The sequence below is a fragment of the Jezberella montanilacus genome (assembly GCF_003003055.1).
GTDB lineage: Bacteria > Pseudomonadota > Gammaproteobacteria > Burkholderiales > Burkholderiaceae_B > Zwartia > Zwartia montanilacus.
The window spans coordinates 289,946-309,533 of sequence record NZ_PVTV01000012.1 but is presented as its reverse complement, the minus strand read 5'-3'; the positions used below and the strand labels follow the sequence as shown (position 1 = coordinate 309,533).

The window sequence follows — 19,588 nt, the reverse complement described above, 5'->3', positions numbered from 1 at the left end:
ACACCAGAGCCAAGCTTTATTACGCCGACACCATATAAACCTTAAAAGATGCTTGTTATGACTCCCGTGGCTGAAAGTTTACTAACTCGTATAAAGCTACAGTTGAAAACAGTACCCTTTTTGGTTGCGGCAAAGCGGGCACTCTATCGGCATACATATTTGACTTCAAAATTTGTTTTTGGCCTGGTCAGAAAGCCACTTTTCCCCTCACTGATGCGATTCGGGGCTATCCGCCAGCTGGTATTTGACACTACACCAAACCCCACGTTAGTGGTTGCACAATGTCAAACTGAAACCTTTATTGTTTCATCTCGTGACTCGGGTATCGGTCGAATGCTCGCATGTCATGGGCTCTTAGATTATCAGTCGCTCGAGACTGTAGTTTCACTTCTGGGCCCTAATTTTTCGAGAGACTTACTAGTGGATGTCGGTGCAAACATAGGTTCAATATGCGTGCCAGCCGTTTCAAGAGGTGCGTTCAAACGCGCAATCGCTATTGAACCCGAGCCTCATAATTTTTCACTTCTATCAGCCAACGTGTTCATAAATCAAGTATCGGGTCAAATCACCACTCATAATCTTGCGCTAGGACCCACTAGCGGTGACAGTCTCACTTTCGAACTCTCTGACTCTAATTTTGGCGATCATCGCATAAGAACAAGTTCAGATGCTGGTTTGTATGGCGAGGACAGACGGAAAACGTTGACGGTGCGATCAGACACGCTTGATTCGGTAGTGCCAGACTTAAAGCCTGAAGGCACTCTCATCTGGATGGACACGCAGGGTTTTGAAGGACACATTCTAACGGGTGCGTCGAAAGCACTGGCCAAGGGGCCTCCACTGGTAATTGAGTTCTGGCCGTATGGTATGAAAAGAACAGGTTCGTTCAGTTCGTTAAAAGCTGCTCTACTTCAAACAAATTACGAATCGTTTTATGATCTGAGCAAACCAAACGAAAAACTTGCCTTAACGCATGACGCTCTAGACGCAATTTATGCGAGCTTGGGGGAATTTGGCAACTTTACCGATTTGTTAATTTTATAAACCAATCCCCATAGTTGGTCGTGTCGATGTCAAATTGATTTCCGAACGGGCACGCCAACAAAACCTCACAAAGTTTATCAATAATGGCATACGAATTTTCTGGGTGGAAGCCGAATTTCACTGTTAAGGCAATTGATGAATTTATAGTTAAAGAGGATCATCGCTTTAACGGTGCTTTAAGCCGTGTTTTTAGCTACCCAAGAGTGGTGTCACTACACGACTTCTTTCAGTGTATTAATCATTTTAATCTGTCGTTACAAGAAAGCGTTGGCATTTTCTCAGGCTCTTTAAACGAGCCCGAACTGAAATTCATTGATACAACTAATATCACTTTGCTCAATTTTGAAGAAAGTGACGCATTTGATTTAGATCGCTCTTGGGCAGATCAAGAACCAAGAAATTTTTCATTTTCACTTTGCAATCAAGTGCTGGAACACATTTTTAGCCCTCATACTGCGCTGAAAAACATAACTCATCACACTCGCTCCGGTGGTTATATTTTCATCTCTATTCCAACAATAAATTGCATACACTCTGATCCTTATTTTTATTCATCAGGGTATCACCCTCGCTTCTTAGAGCGCCTCGCGACAGAGAATAATTTAACCCCGATTTCTATAAACAACTGGGGCTCATACAAATATATGATGAATGCAGTAAGCGGAAAATGGTTAACTTCCAAACAGCTACAACCTGGCGTGCACGGGCTGAGGGACTTATTGATCCCTTTCTCTATTTTGCAGGATGGCAGAAAAAAATCTGAAACATACATTACCGATTGCTGGGGTCTGTTCCAAAAGTGCTAGTTTTAAACACCTCAACAGTATCGGAGCAGTTTGTAGGCCTCGTTTTTTTACAATCAGGATAAATCGTGGCAAAACTTGTATTTGTATGGCTAGGCTCTAGCTTGCCCGCTTGGGGGAGGGCAGCACTACAACTCTCTAAACGCTTGAGTGGCGCAGAAATAATTTTAATCTCGAATAGGATTGCAGGGCCCTGCATCGAGGCGGATGTTCAGCACTATGTCGAGGATTTCTATCAAACACCTAAATCTTGGCAAGAAGCGAACCAAACCTTTGACGTCAAGTTTAGAGATGGTTTCTGGGTAAAAACTACTGAACGCTTCTTTGTCCTCGAACAGTTCACTCAAACTTTTGCAATAGATTCTTTGTTTCACGCGGAGCTAGATAACCTAATTTTTAATCTAGATGGGCTATCCACAAAGCTGGATAAGCTTGGTCGGGGGATATTTTGTCCGCGTGATGCAGTAAATCGGGGCATGGCATCATTAATCTACATCAATGATACCTCTGCGCTGTCAGAGCTAAATGTGTTAGCGGCTAATAACAAATTAGCTGAGAAAAACGACATGAATTTACTAGGTGACTTGCTCAATAATTCTAATAAATTTTTTTCGCTTCCTACGGAACACCAAGTGCATAGTACAAATTTAGCCCAGTGGGACGCAGTATCCCCTGATGACTCGCAGGGTATCTTTGACGCCGCCGCACTCGGCCAGTTTCTTTTGGGCATCGATCCCAGGAATGGCGGAGTTCTGCTGTTTAACGGTTTCGAAAATGAGAATAAAGGCTGTGATCTTTGGCAGTTAAACTACAGCATAAACATTAACGATCGCAAGTTTACGATTAGAAATCGCCTCAATGGTCAGACATTTAACCTATTCAACATACACGTTCACAGCAAGCTTTTCAGTCAGTTGACAAACCAGAACCGATTTAACCGTATTTTAGGAAGAATCAATAATGGAAAGACGACTTTGATGAATATCGATCTAATGCAGAATAGGATCTGCAGGAGCATAAAAGCGCGTCTCGCGCGTGGCTCCTTATGACTTGCCTAATATAAGAGACGGGATAAAGGTATGACACTAGTAAATCCGATAGGCTGGAGACTGCTTAAACGTCTCGGACTCACCGCAGCGCTAGGAAGACTAACGCGCGGCAGTTTAAGATTCGACGGGGCGGGAAAACGAGCAAAGACCGAAAATTTGCAACGGTTAGTTACTGAGCATTTCCGTGCATATTCAGATCCAAATCATCCGTGTTGTCCAACTTTATTCATGGCGCTAGATGCCTTGAACAACAAATCTGCGGTAATTGTTGAGACAGGTTCGTCGGCATGGGGTACGAATAGCACAATTCTATTTGATGCTTACTGCAATAGCTTCGGCGGTCATTGCTACAGTGTAGACATCCGGCCAGACCCCATGCTGCAGCTACGTAGATTAGTATCGAATCGTACAAGCCTTTACTGCGATGACTCAGTATCATTTTTGAGTACGCTTACAGTCCCCGAAAACAAAATTGATCTACTTTATTTGGACTCATGGGATGTTGACTGGAATGACCCCATACCAAGTGCAATTCATGGTCTAAATGAGTATCTGACTGCCACGAGAAATCTACAGTCTGGGTCGCTGGTGTTAATCGACGATACACCTGTGGACCTCGACTCGATTAGATTCGTCCAGCCACATGCAATTGAGTCGTTCAGGAATTTTCAAGAAAAATTTGGCTTCGAACCGGGCAAAGGCTCGCTTGTAAAAAGATTAATCGAATCAACCGGTCGCGGTACGATTCTCGCTCACAAGTATCAACTGCTCATTCGTATATGAAGGTAATACTGCGTATTCGTGGTGGACTAGGCAACCAACTCTTTGCCTATGCTGCGGCCAAGCGAGTGGCGCTAAAAAATGATGGCAAATTGCATATCGATAGCATAAGTGGTTTTCAATTTGACACTACATATCAACAAAAATACCAACTCGAACACTTCAATATCAACTGCAGTTTGGCGTCATCATCCGATCGTCTTGAGCCTTTCGCCCGAATCCGACGCTATGTAAAACGTTGGATTAACAACCGAGTGCCCTTCGAAAAGCGTAACTATATTCAACAAGTAGGTAACGCTTTTGATCCGCGGCTATTGAAAATCAAACCTCGCAACTACCTGTACATTGAAGGCTATTGGCAAAGTGAGCAATACTTTAAGGACATCGAAGAGGTAATTCGAGAGGATTTACAAATTAAACCGCCGGCGGATTTGCTGAATGTAAAAGTTTCGCAATTCATTCAAAGCTGCACCGCGGTTGCTGTGCATGTTCGCTTCTTCGATAAGCCTGATGCAGTTGGCGACAATAACGCTACCGCAGATTATTATGCGAATGCGTTAGCGGCTATGCAGCAATACGCCCCAGACGCCCACTACTTCTTGTTTTCAGATGACGTAATTGCTGCGCGATCGTTAATTCAAGTACCGGATATCAATGTCACTCTCGTTTCGCACAATCAAGGGACCGAAAACGCCTACGCTGATTTGTGGCTGATGACGCAATGTAAGCACTTCATAATCGCTAACAGTACCTTTAGTTGGTGGGGTGCGTGGTTGTCGCAGCACAAAAATAAAATAGTCATAGCGCCGGGATTCACCAGACAAAGTAGTCAGACCGCTTGGGGCTTTGACGGCTTGCTTCCTGATAGCTGGATAAAAATATAAACTAATTACGTTTGGTTCGACGATTTTGGCACAAAATGTCTAGGGACTGCGTTGGTTTGAATCAAGAAAAGGGCTGTCAACCTCTCTGGTAACCCGAACTATTTAAAGACTATTCGGGAGCAACAATAATCCTCATAGTTTGATTCCCAAACTTGTCTAGTATAAATTTTGCCCCTGCCAGTCCCATACCATTGCTGACCATGTCAGCATCGGGAAAGTAATAGCGTATGGCAAAATGATCAAAGGGAATTAAATTTCGATCGGCACTGTTTTGACCAACTAACGATATTGTGTCCGACCGCAGTTTTATTGTACTAAGCCCTGGCACTGATGTGATAGATTCGCGATGCAAATAAGATTGCGCTAGGGACAGTCCGTTAATCATTAGGCCAATGAGCAAAATAGCGGCCAGAAAAACGTCCTTATTTCTTTTTGTTTCCCTCAGTACTATTAGCAAAAAAGGTAGTAAGGATATCACTGAAGGAATAAAGTATCTTGGGAACCCGTCCCCAATCCAACCACTATTGAGAAATCCAGTAAACATCCCAATACCAGAGCCTAGCCAAATGAATATGATAGGGCCGTATTCGAAATTTTTCTTGAATCGAATAATATACAAAAACAAAGCGAATCCAACCAGTGCGGCAACTGGGTATAGGAAAGACCACGTAGCTCGAACCAATCCCAATATTGGTAGGTGTGAGCCGTTCATATTCCTCATTAATAAATAGCCGTCTACGTAATCTTTAGGGGACAGCAAATAACAAAATAAAATACCCGCGAGTAGCCCGAAAACATAAGTTAATGCAGTGGAAAATTGACGTTTTCTTACTAAACTACAAGCCGCATCTCGATAGAGAAATTGAAGCACCAATATATAGAAGAACGAAGTGAACAAGGCGATTAATGGCCATTCATTTTTGCCCAAACTAATTAAAAAGCCAGCAATGAAAATATAAACGCTTACATTTTTCCTTAGTTCATAAACACCCAAGTAGGCAATCAAAGACGAAAGCCCAAACAGCGCAACCCCAATTGAACCTTCCAGATTTGCTTGAATAGATCCGCCAACTAACAGGGGAGTTGTAAAAGCGTATAAAACAAGCAAGTTCAAAACTGTAAAGCGAGAGATTGTCACATCTTTAGTGGATTGAACAAGCAAAATTAATATAGATAAAAATCCAACCACTGTTATCAGAAGGAATACCAACCTCACATGAAAAGTTTTTTGATCAAACGTTAGTTTTTCTGAGTAAAAGATTTTAGTGGCAGGATTTACTACCATCGATAAAAAACAATAGGGAAAAATATTTCTATCCGTTGTAGCCATGTAATCAACGCCTGCCAATTTAGCCACGTACAGTTGACAACGACTCCTTAAGCCCGAGTCAGGAAGGTCAACCACCGAAACGGTGGGGTGCTTAGTCTCCGTTAGTAACATTGCAAAGGTACCCTCTTCACCAACCAATGGTTGAGTTAGAAACGGAATGCGCACGATTATGATGAGCAGCAGCGTTACGATAGAAATCAACCACGTTCGGTACTTTAGAAGCATTAATATTCCTTCATTGCTAATTAAGAGTCGTTCGTGAACAAAAGCGCAGCCTAGTAATACCCAGCCAAACGTTGCATCACCATATGACCAAACATGAAATGTATGTCCTCGGATATCTGCATATCGTCGATATCTGCCCAAACCACATGTTGTGCAATCTCTTTTAACTTGCCACCTCGATATCCGCACAAGCCGAGTGTCACTGCACCATTTTGATTTGCATAATCAACCGCGCGGATGACATTCTCAGAATTACCACTGCCAGAGATCGCCAGCACCAGATCGCCAGGTAGCAAAACATGTTTCAGTTGCTCAACAAACACATCCTCAAAAGAAATATCATTGGCATAGCTCATCAGCAGCCCCACGTTATCAACGAGAGACCGTCCCCTAAAACTGCGTTGCGTCTGCATAGAAATCGTTTTATTCCAATCATTGATAAAGTGCAACGCTGTCAAAGCGCTGCCACCGTTACCCAGCGTAATGATCTGCTTTCCGGCAAGCCAGGCATTAGCAACGACTTGAACCCCATGATCGATCTGCTCACGATCAAGCGCTGAAACCAAACGTGTTAACTTGTTCAAATACAAATCGGCAATACCTTGGCTGAATGACATTGTGTTTTCTCGTTCTATTCTGATCTAGCGGTGTCGAAGACAATACGGCTGCCGAGCGGTTCAAGCTCGACGGGGACGTGTTTGAGCATGGATAACGCTGCTTTAATGGCAGTATGCTTCTCGGGCGGCGCAGTCATCAACAGAAAGCCACCAGCACCAGCGCCGAGGATTTTCCCGCCTTGTGCACCGGCATTCATCGCCAATTCATACCAACGGTCGATTTCTTGATTGCTGATGCTTGCGACCAGGCTCTTTTTGAGTAGCCAGTTTTCGTGCAAGATTTCGCCCATTGCTTCAAGATTATTAGCCTGTAGCTCGTCTCTCAAACTGTAAGCAAGCTTAACCATTTGTCGCAGTGCTTGAAGCTTGACCGGGTTGTTCGCCAGAGAATCTGACTGTTCTTGCAAAATGCTTGAGGCATTTCTTGTGGTGCCGGTGTAAAACATCAGCAGACTTGATTGCAATGACTTAATCGTGGCTGCTTTGCAAATAAGCGGTGAGACGACAACCGATTCGTCAGGCCTGAACTCAATCAGATTAAACCCCCCGTATGCCGCTGCGTATTGATCTTGTTTGCCGATCGGCTCTTTGCAAAGCTCAATTTCAACTTTGCAGGCATCTTTGCCCAAGACTTCGGCTGAACTGTACTTGCCCATATAGGCATTAAGCGCATGCAACAAACCGACAGTAAACGAACTCGACGACCCTAGCCCTGTGCCTTTAGACGGGATGTCAGCGATGGTGGTAATTTCTACGCCACCATTAAGACCAAGGTATCTCATGCTTTCCCTAACGAGGGGATGCTTGATCTGATCAACGGCAGTGACTTCTTCATTGATCGAATACCCGACCCTAATGCCTTGATCGAACTTTTTATTGACGTTCACGTAAATATATTTGTCGATAGCAGAGCTGATCACTGCACCAACCTCTTCGCTCTTATAGAAAGCAGGAAGGTCACTGCCACCACCCACTAAACTCATTCTCAGCGGCGTTCGACTAATAATCATATTGGGTTAGGGCTTTTATCATGCTGTTAAGGGTAGTTTAACCTTGATGGCGTCGTGCTCAAGCGCAGCAATGACAGGCACTTCGTCCTGAAGACGATCAAGATAAACGGTCTCTGCTTCCTCAGCGGTATAGCCTCTCAGGCAGTACTCATTGATTACTCTTGCTCTGCGCTCGGCCTCATCCGTGTCAACATAAAAGCGCTTGTTTGCATCCTTTGCAGCGTCTGTCGCAAGGGCGACAACGCCCTCAACGATCACAATATCTTCTGGTTGTATTTCAAATTGTTCTGCATTTTTTTGATGTAGTCGCTGGTGTTTCAAATAGCGTGGCAGCGATATCTGCTTAAGCTGAGTCGTCATCGACTGAAGTGACGTCAATGCCTCATTAAGCTCAGTCATGGCGTGCCTGGCCAACACGCCGTCGCCGCGATCCGCTTCAGACAGAATCCAGCGATCTGTCGAGATCACGTGGCTTTGACGTCCTAGCCCTAGCAACGCCAGCTTCAATATATTGGCAAAAGTACTTTTGCCGCTACGCGATTGGCCGCCAATCATGACCAAAGCGCCGGGTTGAAGACTGGCCAATTCATCAAGATATTTGTCCACTACTGAGGGATAAATATCGAGCACTAAGGTTGCTGCCTCTGCTAGGCTTAGAACAACAAAATCTGCGTTGGCTGGGTGCTTTCCGTCTCGACCGGCATACCCCGTTTCTACCAGAATGGACTTCAAGCCGGATCGCTTGGCCAACTCAATGTCTGTAGAGGTGTCACCGATCATCCAAGACTTTTCAAGATCGACGTTTAGATCGACAACAGCCCTCGTTATCATCCCGGTTGCGGGCTTTCTGCACTGACAGACAAGTTTCAAATCGGCTCGCTCACCAGCAAAACCTTTATCCGGATGGTGAGGGCAATAATAGATGCGATCAAGGTAGGCCGCTTCACGACCAAGCAAGGTTTCCATTTTGTAATGGATTTGCGTCAGCTGTTCGACACTGCACTCACCTCTGGCGATCACGGGCTGATTGGTCACGACGCAGGTCTTATAACCTTCTCGGTTAAAGCGACGAATTGCTGTCGCAGCACCATCAAGCAAACTTACTTGATCAAGTGAATTCAACTGATCGACTTGCTCGATAATCGTGCCATCTCTATCCAGAAATATTGCCGCTTGCTTATTAGCTAAAGAGGCGTTCGTAATCTTTCCCTTGCTGAAGTCAATTCTGACCTTGTCGATTCGATCTGGCGTACCGCAATCCTTGATGTACTCTGGACTGTTGTAACCACGCAAAATAATGCCGTCCCTGATCATTTGAGGGAACAAATGCTTACCAAAATCCAGCTCAACCTGTCCCCGATGCCGATAGGGGAGCAATGCGGCCTTGCTCATGCAATAGAGGGCTGCATTGACTAGGTTAGGGTAATACGTGTCAGCTTGATGGGGATAGGGGTGAAATTGGGTAATCACATTCGACCCATTCACCTCAACGAGATCAGAATCCTGGGGATGATCGTTGGGGTGCAAAAATAGCGTGGCGCCTGTGGTTTGACTGCTCGCATGAGCCCGGCAAAAGCGACTCAAATCGACATCCATCATGGTGTCGCCGTACATGACAAGAAACTGGTCTTCGAGTTGCCCAAACACATTAAGCACTGCCCCTGCCGTACCCAGTGGCACTTGATCATCAATGCACTGGACCTCGATACCCCAATTGTCTTTGCTCAAACAAAAATCGACAATTTGCTGGGCTTTGTGATTCACCAACACAAGCACCCTATTAAAGCCGTAACGCTTGGCTAGCAAGATTTGATGCTCAAGTAGTGGGGTGCCGCACACATCGATCAGAGGCTTGGGCAAATCGCCCAGTCTGTCTTTAAGTCGAGTGCCTTTACCACCTGCCAGAATGACAACCTGCCTCATGCGCGGGTGATCTCTTGTTGAATGATTTCTGCGATGGCACGGACGATGGCCTGTCGAGAGTCAAGTTTAGGTGTCCATCCCAGTTTCTTTAGCTTATCAAGACGATATTGAAACTTGGGCACATCACCAACCCAACCACGATTCTCAATGCCATAAACTATTTGCGCGTTCGGTGAAGCGGCTGCGACGACCGCCTCTGCAATGTGACGCACCGACATCCCTGTATCGTCAGCACCTAAATTGTAGACAGCAAGCTTTTCGGTCGCACCATGGCGAACTTGCAGCATACCGTCGATCAGATCATCAACATGAAGATAAGTCTTTTGCTGAGTCCCATCACCAAGCACCTTCAGTTCATCCGGGCTGGTTTTGAGCTTGTTCACAAAATCCAGTAAGACCCCGTGTGTCGCAGGCACGCCAATGACGTTGGGAAACCGGTAAACAAACGCCCGAGCCAGAAAGCTCTCTGCCGCAGCACTGATTGCTGCCTCAGAGGCCAATTTCATCGCCCCATAGTTGGATAGCGGCAAAAGTGGCCCAGAATCCTCTGAAATGCTTTGTTCTCCGTGATCCCCGTAAACCGCCGAACTTGACGCAAAAGCAAGCACTGGGATAGCGAGTTGCTTCATCACCTCGAGCACGTTAAAGGTTGTCATGAAAGTATCTTTGAGGTCAACCTGAGCGTCGGTCACCCCAGCCGGGATATCTGAATTAGCTGCCAGATGCCAAACTTCAATAATGGGCGATTGTTTGTGAAAATTTTCGATGGCCTCAAGGAAACCAACCCGTTCGGCACAATCGGCTTTGACGAAGGTAAAATTTGGGTTGTTTTGCAAATAGGCAAGATTGTTGAGCGTACCGCGGCTAAGGTTGTCCACACCCAATACCTGGTGTCCTTCGTCTGTGAAGCGCTTTGCCAAATTACAGCCAATAAAACCAGCAACCCCTGTAATCAAAATCGACATCTGCGACATCCCAACGTTTGTTAAGGCATACGGATCAATCTGCCTTTAATCTGGCTCATTATATTAGGTGGTCGAAGACGCGTTCACAGCGTTGATCGCCAAAAGTAAGTCATTCATTCTGAAATACAATTGTGCGATGACAGCCAAGAATACCGCCAACCCAGTCATTTCAGTCCTCATGCCGTGCTTTAACGGAGCCCGATGGGTTTCAGAGTCGATTGATAGTGTTTTAAAGCAAACCTTCACCGACTTAGAGCTGATCATCGTTGACGGTGGCAGCACCGACGGTTCTGTCGATATCATCCAAGACTACATAAAAAGGGATGCTCGGATTGTTCTCATCAATAGACCCGGGCTAGGGTTGTCTGCGTCTCTGAACCTGGGCATTGAATCAGCTCGAGGCGAATGGATTGCACGATTGGATGCAGACGATATTGCTGAGCCAGAGCGGCTGGCGCTGCAGCTGCAGGCGACGCTCGAAAATCCACAACTCGTTTTTCTGGGCACTGGTTTGACTGAAATTGACGAACATGGCCGTCTTGGGAAATCGTTTATCTATCCTCAAGAAACTGATCGTTTACTCAATAATCTGGTCCGTTTTAAGCGCTTTCCGCCGCATTCTTCAGCATTTTATCTGACTGACGTTGTAAAAAAAGCCGGAGGCTATCGAACAGAGATTAAACGCGCCGAAGACTTGGATCTCTGGCTGCGCTTATCCGAATTGGGTGCATTAGGATCAATCCCTCAGTGCCTGGTTCGCTATCGCAAACACACAGGTCAGATATCTAATTTTGAAGCCGGTACCCCTCAGGTCATAGACGCACGAGTTGCGGTCGTGGGGTATTGGTTAAGGCAACGCGGTGCGCCAGACGCGAGCCGATTCGATCATCCCAGGTATCTGGATTTTCGAGCGTTTGTGACACAGCAATATCAGTCATATTTTCGGCGACACATTGCGCGCGACCAGCTGACGGCTCGCTTTAGCGGTAAGCGGAGTAAATGGACACTGCTCTGGTCCCTTTTGAAACTATGTTTTACTCAGCCAAGCTTTGTTTTTTGGCTAGTCGACTTTCAATTGTTTGGTGAGCGGATAGCGCCTAAGGTTGCACAACAATGGTTATCAGCTCAAACGGCGCAGGGCGAGGCTAGATGAAAATCCTCGTTTTCAGTCAGTACTTCTGGCCCGAGTCGTTCCGTATCAACGAGGTTGTCGAGTCCTTAATTGACGTTGGGTGCGAGGTTACTGTGTTGACGGGTCAACCAAACTATCCCCACGGTAAAACCTTCGAAGGCTATCGGGCTCTGCAGGTGAGTACCGAAACGCATCCAAGGGGCTACGTCATACATCGGGTGCCCCTACTCCCTCGTGGTAAATCCAACACTCTGGGTCTGATTTTTAACTATTTATCATTTGTTGTGAGCAGCGCAATAGTCGGCCCATTTGTGTTGCGCGGTCAAAAGTTCGATCTGATTTTCGTTTGTGGGATGTCGCCATTTACCCAGTCTGTCAGTGCCATCTGGCTAGGCAAATTAAAAAGCGCCAAAGTAGTCATTTGGGTTCAGGATCTTTGGCCCGAAAGCCTTGAAGCTTCAGGTTTTGTCAAAAATAAAACCGTGCTGCGTAGTGTTGCGGCTGTGGTGAGTTGGATTTACCGTAGCTGTGATCTTCTGTTAGTGCAATCCAAAGGGTTTAGATCGTCGGTCGAAAAGATGTCTGGGGCGACACCAATCGAGTATCACCCGAACCCTGGCGAACTCGCGTTTAATCAACACACTAGCCATGAACAAGCACCCAGTGTGGCCCTCGGCAAAGGCTTCAACGTTGTCTTTGCTGGCAATATGGGCACCGTTCAAGCGCTGGATAAAGTGCTTGATGCGGCAGAGATGTTGTTGGAGCACAATGCCATCAATATCGTACTCATCGGTAGCGGCAGCTTGACCACCTGGATCGAGACCGAGATCAAACGCCGAAACCTTACAAACGTGACGATGCCAGGGAGGTTTCCAGTTGAAGCCATGCCGGGGATACTAGCCCAAGCGTCAGCACTATTGGTTAGCCTGTGTCGTGACCCGATCATCAGCAAAACGATTCCAAGCAAGGTGCAGGTCTATCTTGCCGCTGGTAAACCCATCATCGCGTCATTGGATGGTGAAGGAGCCGCAGTCGTCGAAGAGTCAGGGGCAGGCGTATCTTGCCCTGCCGAAGATGCTGCTGCCTTAGCACAAGGGATACTAAAGCTGTACGGTTTGTCACCCCAGCAACTCGAACTACTCGGCAAACAGGGTGTTGCCTATTACCAAGAACACTTTGAACCTAACATGCTGGCAACCCGACTGCGTGATCATTTCGCTACAGTACTATCCAACCGTGCGAGAAGCGCTACTGAGGACGCCGCCAATTGAAGACAGAGTCGCAAATTAAGATTTTGATTCTTGGCGCGTCTGGCATGCTGGGCAACGCGCTGTACCGCTTTTTTAGTGAAAGCGATGGCTTTATCACTCACGGCACCTGTCGATCACCTAACTTCGTTCAAGCTTTGCCTGTTTCTTTGCGGCACAATATCGTGCAAGATGTTGACGTTGAAAACGAATCAAGCTTGGCTCAGTTGCTGACTCAGCTACGACCCAATATTGTTGTTAATTGTGTGGGGCTGGTCAAACAGCTTGCAGAGGCCAATGACGCAGTGGCGGCAATCAAGATCAACGCGTTACTGCCACACCAACTTGCTAGGCACTGTAAACAAGTTAATGCCCGACTGATTCACGTTAGCACTGACTGCGTCTTTAGTGGCAAAAAAGGCAACTACACAGAGCAAGATATGCCTGATGCACAAGATTTGTACGGGCGCAGCAAGCTCTTGGGTGAGGTTGATTACGATAATGCTATCACCCTAAGAACCTCAATCATAGGCCACGAAATAAACAGTAATCATGGCCTGGTTGATTGGTTTTTATCTCAAACAGGTCAGGTGAAGGGTTTCCGAAAGGCGATTTTCTCGGGGCTGCCAACTGTTGAATTGGCTCGGGTGATTAGGGATTTTGTCATTCCGCATCCTGAACTCCGCGGTACATACCATGTATCAGCCTCGCCGATTAACAAATATGAACTGCTCAAACTTGTTGCCAATGCTTACTGCAAGCAAATCAATGTTGTGGCAGATGATAATCTCGTGATTGATCGATGTTTAGATTCGACTCGCTTTAAACTTGCTACTGGATATCAAACTGTGCCTTGGACAGAACTAATTGGGCAGATGCATAAGTTTAGTCAGTCTTCTTGCAGGCAATAAACCATATGTTTAAAAATAAAGTCCTCTTAATTACCGGTGGTACTGGCTCATTTGGCAACACCGTGCTGACCAGACTGCTTGACTCTGAGCTCGCAGAGATCAGGGTGTTTAGCCGTGATGAGAAAAAGCAAGAGGATATGCGTCTCAAGCACAAAAGCGACAAACTTAAGTTCTACATCGGTGACGTCCGTGAATATGACAGCGTGCACGATGCCTTGCATGGCGTCGATTTTGTTTTTCATGCGGCTGCACTAAAACAGGTCCCCTCCTGCGAGTTTTACCCCATGGAGGCCGTTCGAACCAACGTGCACGGGGCCGAAAACGTCATGCGCGCGGCGATTGCGCAAGGCGTCAGTCGCTGCGTCCTGCTTAGTACAGATAAAGCGGTCTATCCGATCAATGCAATGGGCATCTCTAAAGCCTTGATGGAAAAACTCATGGTCGCCAAGTCCCGGCTCTGTGATCCCAACAAAACGGTGCTCTCGGCAACGCGTTATGGCAACGTCATGGCGTCACGTGGCTCGGTAATCCCATTATTTCTTGAGCAATTACAGCAGGGCAAGCCAATCACAGTGACCGATCCTCACATGACACGGTTCTTGATGTCGCTTGAAGAATCAGTGGATCTGGTTTTATATGCCTTTGAACATGCCAAGCCAGGCGATATTTTTGTACAAAAGGCACCAGCTTCGACGGTAGGGGATCTTGCCCAAGCGATGACTTCTCTCTTTGCAACTAAGAGCGAAATACAAGTGATCGGCACCCGCCATGGCGAGAAGCTTTATGAATCTCTCGTCTCGCGTGAAGAGATGGCTCGAGCGGAAGATCTGGGTAACTATTACCGCATCCCCGCGGATGCCCGCGACTTAAACTACGATAAATACTTCGTCACCGGCGAGACACAAATTTCTAATTACGATGACTATACATCCCACAATACCCGTCGTCTGGATGTTGAACAGGTAAAAGAAGTACTCATGAGCCTCGATCTGATTCGTGGGGCAGTCAATGCGTAAACTGAAAGTCATGACCATTGTCGGGACTCGGCCAGAAATCATCCGCTTATCCCGCACGATCCATAAACTCGACCAGTTTTGCGATCATATTTTGGTTCATACCGGTCAAAATTATGACTATGAATTAAACGGGATTTTTTTTAAGGACTTAGGGATTCGTGCGCCCGATGCCTTTATGGAAGCCGCTGGCGAAACACCCGCAGAAACGATCGGTCGAATCATCATCGCTGCCGATGAAATGATTCAAAAGTACCAGCCTGAGGCACTGCTGTTACTTGGGGATACGAATAGTGCACTATCCGCCATTTCAGCCAAACGCCGTAAAGTACCCATTTTTCATATGGAGGCTGGTAATCGGTGCTTCGATTTTCGAGTGCCTGAAGAGATCAACCGACGTATCGTCGATCACACAGCTGATATCAATTTAACTTACAGCGAGATTGCTCGAGAATATCTATTACGCGAAGGCTTACCGCCAGATCAGATTATCAAGACGGGTAGTCCGTTGCGCGAAGTGATTGATTACTATCGTGAAGGGATAGATAAATCTGAGGTCTTATCCACACTTAACCTTAAACCAAAGCAGTATTTTGTGGTGAGTGCGCACCGGGAAGAGAATGTCGATTCGCCCAGCCAATTAAAGAAACTGTTTCAGTTGTTGAACCACTTAGCGCAAACCTATCGAGAGCCAGTTCTCGTCTCAACACACCCCAGGACAAGAAAGCGGATCACCGACGCCGGTTTGGTCGCTGACCCCTTGATCAGATTTGAGAAACCCTTTGGGTTTACGGACTACGTCAAGCTTCAACTTGACGCACGTGCAGTGCTGTCTGACAGCGGTACGATTACTGAAGAATCATCAATCTTGAATTTTCCCGCCTTGAATTTGCGCGAGGCCCACGAGCGGCCAGAAGGGTTCGAGCAAGCTGCAGTGATGATGGTGGGTATGGATATTGACCGTGTTGAACAAGGCTTGGCTATCCTTGCCGAGCAACCGCGCGGCCAAACGCGGGGATTGCACTTAGTGGCAGACTATGCCCCTGACAATGTGTCTGACAAGGTTTTGCGTATTATTCAAAGCTACACAGACTTCGTCAATCGCAAGGTATGGCGCAAATCTTGAACCATGACGTCACTGGGCGGATAGACTGCCCTTGGCCTGAATCATCATGAAAAGAACGCTTGACTTCACTTTAAGTGCCCTGGGCTTGCTGCTGTTGGCGCTACCGATTCTGTTTGTGAGTATTGCGGTAAAGATCAGCTCTAAAGGGCCTATTTTTTACTGGAGCAACCGAGTGGGGCGCCACAATAAACTCTTCAGCATGCCTAAGTTCAGAAGCATGCTGATCGACACACCGACCGTCGCCACCCATCTACTCGCCAACCCGGCCAGCTACCTCACGCCAATCGGCGGTTTTCTGCGTAAAACCAGTCTGGATGAGCTTCCCCAGTTGTGGAGTATTCTGACAGGCGATATGTCGTTGGTAGGCCCTAGGCCCGCACTGTTCAATCAATATGATTTAATCGCGTTACGGACTGAAAACGGGATACAGCTTCTCGCACCTGGCCTGACTGGTTGGGCGCAAGTCAACGGACGGGATGATCTGCCAATTGACAAAAAAGTTGCTTATGACATCGAATACCGGGATAGGCAATCATTACTGTTTGATCTTCAAATTTTGTGGTTAACCGTTTTAAAAGTCATCCAGCGTGATGGCGTTTCGCATTAAGAACGTTCTTTATGACCAATCCGAGTACCACTGCGACCATTCTTAACCTACCCAGGGTGACCAAGCGTTTGGTCGTTCTGGTCGTCGATGCAAGCATCTGTGTGTTTACGGTTTGGTTCGCCTTTTACTTGCGGCTTGGAGAGTTCGTTTCGCTCTCTGGTCCGGCGGCCAAAGCGGCGTTGGTCTCAATGGGCTTAGCGATACCGATTTTTATGATCGGGGGGCTTTACAGGGCAATTTTTAGATATTCTGGGTGGCCAGCATTTATGGCCATCACCAAAGCAACCGCTATTTATGGCTTGGTTTACGCTGCTTTATTCACAGCATTCAGCTTTGAGGGCATCCCGCGTACAGTCGGTCTGATTCAGCCCATTCTGCTATTACTTGCGATAGGTGGATCACGCGCCTTGGCGGGATATTGGCTGGGTGGTGCTTACAAGAATCTGCTAACAAGATCGACCTTACCGAAAGTCTTGGTTTATGGTGCAGGCTCATCGGGCCAGCAGTTAGCCGCTGCGATGGCTCACAGCCACGAAATGAAGGTAGTTGGTTTTCTCGACGACGACATCAAACTGCAAGGACATGTGATCAACGGATTACCGGTTCACAGCCCAGTTGATTTGAGCAACTTGATCGACTCTCTGCAAGTTACTGATGTTTTGCTCGCTCTACCCTCCATCTCGCGCAAACGCCGTAACGAGATAATCAATGCCATGCTCGACGCAAAGGTATCGGTCAGGACTTTGCCAAGTGTTACTGAGTTAGCTCAGGGAAAAATCAGCACCTCTGATCTACGAGAATTGGATATCGATGACTTGCTCGGCCGAGAAATGGTTCATTCAGATGACTCCCTGCTCGCCCAGCACACAGAAGGCAAAGTCATTCTGGTAACGGGTGCAGGCGGTTCAATTGGCGGAGAGCTTTGCCGTCAATTGCTGCGACTTTCGCCCGCAAGCCTATTGCTGATCGAGCAAAGCGAATTCGCTCTTTACGAAATTCATCAAGATTTACTGCCTCTTGCCGAGAAGTCAGGTACTAGCTTGATACCGCTGCTGTGTTCGGTACAAGACTTTGCCAGAATGCGTGACATCATTTTGATGTGGCGACCCTATTCTGTTTATCATGCGGCTGCTTACAAGCACGTGCCCTTGGTAGAGCACAACCCCGTCGAAGGCATAAAAAATAACGTCTTTGGCACGCTACAAGTTGCGCGCGCCGCCCTAGGCCATGTTTCGAAGTTTGTTTTGATCAGTACCGACAAAGCTGTAAGACCGACCAATATTATGGGTGCCAGCAAACGCCTAGCCGAAATGGTTTTACAAGGACTTGCTGAGCACTCAACGACGGGTTTAGGGTCAGCCTCGACGGCCGCACGAACTGTGTATTCTATGGTTCGCTTCGGAAATGTGCTGGGATCGTCTGGATCAGTCGTACCCAAATTTCGCGAGCAAATCAAAAATGGTGGGCCCATCACCCTCACGCACCCTGACATCACTCGGTACTTCATGACGATCCAAGAAGCCGCTCAGTTGGTTCTGCAAGCAGGGGCGATGTCACAGGGAGGTGATTTATTTGTTCTGGATATGGGTCAACCCGTCAAGATCATCGATCTCGCAAAACGTATGATTGATCTGTCTGGCTTGACGTTAAAGGATCAAGCTGATGAAGATGGCGATATAGAGATTGAAATCACTGGCTTGCGGCCAGGCGAAAAACTTTACGAAGAATTGTTAATTGGTGACAATCCGCAGGCTACCGTTCATCCGCGCATTATGACCGCGAATGAAAGCTGCTTGCCATGGTCTGAATTCGAAATCAAACTCAACGCCTTGCAGATAGCGCTAGATCAGAACAACGTCAGCGAAATCCGATCGTTGCTGCTCGAACTTGTGTCAGGTTATCAGCCTGAGGGTGCCATCGTCGACTGGCTCACCTTGGCTCAAGAGCAGAAAGCTAACTAATTTTCTTCGGTATTACCGCGGTTTTACGCAGCCCCTCGTCAACACTAAAAGGCGGTTCCCAACCCAACAACGATTGTGTCTTTGCTATATCGACTTGTAACGATCCAAGCAGTTGCTGCGCCACTTTAGCCTTGCCTATGAGTTTGGCCGCAGTTTTCAACACAATCACTGGCACGGGTATGAGCAGTGCCCGTTTATTAAAAACTTGCCCCATTTTCTTGAGCAACTGTGTGGTAGACAGGTCCTCGTCATCCGAAACTAAAAATACCTGATTAGTCGCGTTGGGGTGACGAACACAACAACGAATCAAGTCTACAAGGTTATCCAAAAAGACGAAACTTCTTTTGTTATCTACCCAGCCCAGTGGCAAAGGCAACTGTTTATTGACGATCCGCAACAACGAGCCAAAATTACCCGGTGCATTAGGGCCATAGACAAGGGGTGGGCGAATGATAACAATCGACATCGCCGTACTTAGCGCTAAATTCAAAAGCCCAGATTCTGCCTCTAACTTCGACTGAGCATACGGTGAGTGCGGTTCCGGACTGTCGTCTGCAGCAAAAGCCTGATCGAATGTCTCAGCCCCATTTACCCCTAAACTACTCAGAAAAATAAATCGTTTGACTCCTGCTTGAGCAGCTTGACGGGCGAAATGCAATGTCCCTTCAGTGTTAATGCTTCTGAATTCAGCGAGAGGATCGGCTGCCTTATCTTTGAGTAAATGAACTCGCGCAGCACAGTGAATCACGACATCAATATTTTTGAGGGCGACCGTCCAGTCAGTATCGGGAGATAATTCTAAGCGTTCGACTACCTCAACTCGACTTGGCAATTTGACAGTAGTTTTTCTGACCGCTGCTCGAATCACGCCAGCTTCGGTCGCAACCAGTGTCGCAACGACAGCAGATCCGATAAAACCATTAGCGCCAGTAATCAAGATGTTTGTCATATACAGAGGTGT

Annotated in this window: 18 protein-coding genes; 12 read left to right on the top strand and 6 right to left on the bottom strand. The window is 46.9% G+C overall.

Annotated elements, in window-relative coordinates:
• Positions 1-57 precede the first annotated feature (57 nt).
• The 5 genes from BCM14_RS07290 (at position 58) to BCM14_RS07270 (ending at position 4,560) form a co-directional block, all read left to right on the top strand.
• Positions 58-1,044 (top strand): FkbM family methyltransferase, encoded by a 987-nt coding sequence (locus tag BCM14_RS07290; RefSeq protein WP_259673479.1) that lies wholly within the window; start codon positions 58-60, stop codon positions 1,042-1,044.
• A gap of 83 nt (positions 1,045-1,127) precedes the next feature.
• A complete protein-coding gene (locus BCM14_RS07285; protein ID WP_106227333.1) occupies positions 1,128-1,850 on the top strand; it encodes a class I SAM-dependent methyltransferase in 723 nt (240 codons plus the stop codon).
• Positions 1,851-1,915: 65 nt separating this feature from the next.
• Positions 1,916-2,896, top strand: a complete 981-nt coding sequence (locus tag BCM14_RS07280) for a hypothetical protein (protein ID WP_106227332.1) — start codon at positions 1,916-1,918, stop codon at positions 2,894-2,896.
• 30 nt (positions 2,897-2,926) lie between these two features.
• Positions 2,927-3,679, top strand: coding sequence for a class I SAM-dependent methyltransferase (locus BCM14_RS07275; protein ID WP_146129731.1), 753 nt, complete (start codon positions 2,927-2,929; stop codon positions 3,677-3,679).
• A complete protein-coding gene (locus tag BCM14_RS07270) occupies positions 3,676-4,560 on the top strand; it encodes an alpha-1,2-fucosyltransferase (RefSeq protein WP_106227330.1) in 885 nt (294 codons plus the stop codon). Before BCM14_RS07275 ends, BCM14_RS07270 begins: the two co-directional genes overlap by 4 nt.
• 109 nt (positions 4,561-4,669) lie before the next feature.
• On the opposite strand, the gene BCM14_RS07265 is transcribed toward BCM14_RS07270, so the two are convergent.
• From BCM14_RS07265 to BCM14_RS07245, 5 genes are all read right to left on the bottom strand, one after another.
• Complete coding sequence (locus BCM14_RS07265) at positions 4,670-5,890, bottom strand: hypothetical protein (RefSeq protein WP_146129730.1); 1,221 nt, start codon at positions 5,888-5,890, stop codon at positions 4,670-4,672.
• Positions 5,891-6,165: 275 nt separating this feature from the next.
• Positions 6,166-6,732: an SIS domain-containing protein gene (locus BCM14_RS07260; RefSeq protein WP_106227328.1), complete on the bottom strand. Its 567-nt coding sequence runs from the start codon at positions 6,730-6,732 to the stop codon at positions 6,166-6,168.
• A gap of 14 nt (positions 6,733-6,746) precedes the next feature.
• Positions 6,747-7,742 (bottom strand): GHMP family kinase ATP-binding protein, encoded by a 996-nt coding sequence (locus BCM14_RS07255; RefSeq protein WP_106227327.1) that lies wholly within the window; start codon positions 7,740-7,742, stop codon positions 6,747-6,749.
• An 18-nt stretch (positions 7,743-7,760) separates the two neighbouring features.
• Positions 7,761-9,665: an HAD-IIIA family hydrolase gene (locus BCM14_RS07250; RefSeq protein WP_106227326.1), complete on the bottom strand. Its 1,905-nt coding sequence runs from the start codon at positions 9,663-9,665 to the stop codon at positions 7,761-7,763.
• Entirely contained in the window at positions 9,662-10,630 is a 969-nt protein-coding gene (locus BCM14_RS07245; protein WP_106227423.1) for an NAD-dependent epimerase/dehydratase family protein, read from the bottom strand. The genes BCM14_RS07250 and BCM14_RS07245 overlap by 4 nt, the downstream gene beginning before the upstream one ends.
• A 136-nt stretch (positions 10,631-10,766) precedes the next feature.
• Between BCM14_RS07245 and BCM14_RS07240 the strand changes: the two genes are divergently transcribed.
• From BCM14_RS07240 to BCM14_RS07210, 7 genes are read left to right on the top strand one after another with little or no spacing between them, the layout of a single operon-like run.
• Complete coding sequence (locus tag BCM14_RS07240) at positions 10,767-11,783, top strand: glycosyltransferase (protein ID WP_146129729.1); 1,017 nt, start codon at positions 10,767-10,769, stop codon at positions 11,781-11,783.
• Positions 11,780-13,033 (top strand): glycosyltransferase family 4 protein, encoded by a 1,254-nt coding sequence (locus BCM14_RS07235; protein WP_106227324.1) that lies wholly within the window; start codon positions 11,780-11,782, stop codon positions 13,031-13,033. Before BCM14_RS07240 ends, BCM14_RS07235 begins: the two co-directional genes overlap by 4 nt.
• Positions 13,030-13,920 carry a dTDP-4-dehydrorhamnose reductase family protein gene (locus BCM14_RS07230; protein WP_259673477.1) on the top strand — a complete coding sequence of 297 codons (891 nt, stop codon included), beginning with the start codon at positions 13,030-13,032 and terminating at the stop codon, positions 13,918-13,920. The genes BCM14_RS07235 and BCM14_RS07230 overlap by 4 nt, the downstream gene beginning before the upstream one ends.
• A gap of 5 nt (positions 13,921-13,925) precedes the next feature.
• Entirely contained in the window at positions 13,926-14,936 is a 1,011-nt protein-coding gene (locus tag BCM14_RS07225; protein ID WP_106227323.1) for a polysaccharide biosynthesis protein, read from the top strand.
• The gene (wecB, locus tag BCM14_RS07220) at positions 14,929-16,059 is read left to right on the top strand and encodes a non-hydrolyzing UDP-N-acetylglucosamine 2-epimerase (protein WP_106227322.1); all 1,131 of its coding nucleotides are present in this window, start codon (positions 14,929-14,931) and stop codon (positions 16,057-16,059) included. Before BCM14_RS07225 ends, wecB begins: the two co-directional genes overlap by 8 nt.
• 46 nt (positions 16,060-16,105) lie before the next feature.
• Positions 16,106-16,666 (top strand): sugar transferase, encoded by a 561-nt coding sequence (locus tag BCM14_RS07215; RefSeq protein WP_106227321.1) that lies wholly within the window; start codon positions 16,106-16,108, stop codon positions 16,664-16,666.
• Between the two features lie 11 nt (positions 16,667-16,677).
• Entirely contained in the window at positions 16,678-18,627 is a 1,950-nt protein-coding gene (locus tag BCM14_RS07210) for a polysaccharide biosynthesis protein (RefSeq protein ID WP_106227320.1), read from the top strand.
• Here the strand turns inward: BCM14_RS07210 and BCM14_RS07205 are convergent.
• Entirely contained in the window at positions 18,620-19,576 is a 957-nt protein-coding gene (locus BCM14_RS07205; RefSeq protein ID WP_106227319.1) for a UDP-glucose 4-epimerase family protein, read from the bottom strand. The two genes, BCM14_RS07210 and BCM14_RS07205, sit on opposite strands and share 8 nt — an antisense overlap.
• Between the last annotated feature and the right edge of the window lie 12 nt (positions 19,577-19,588).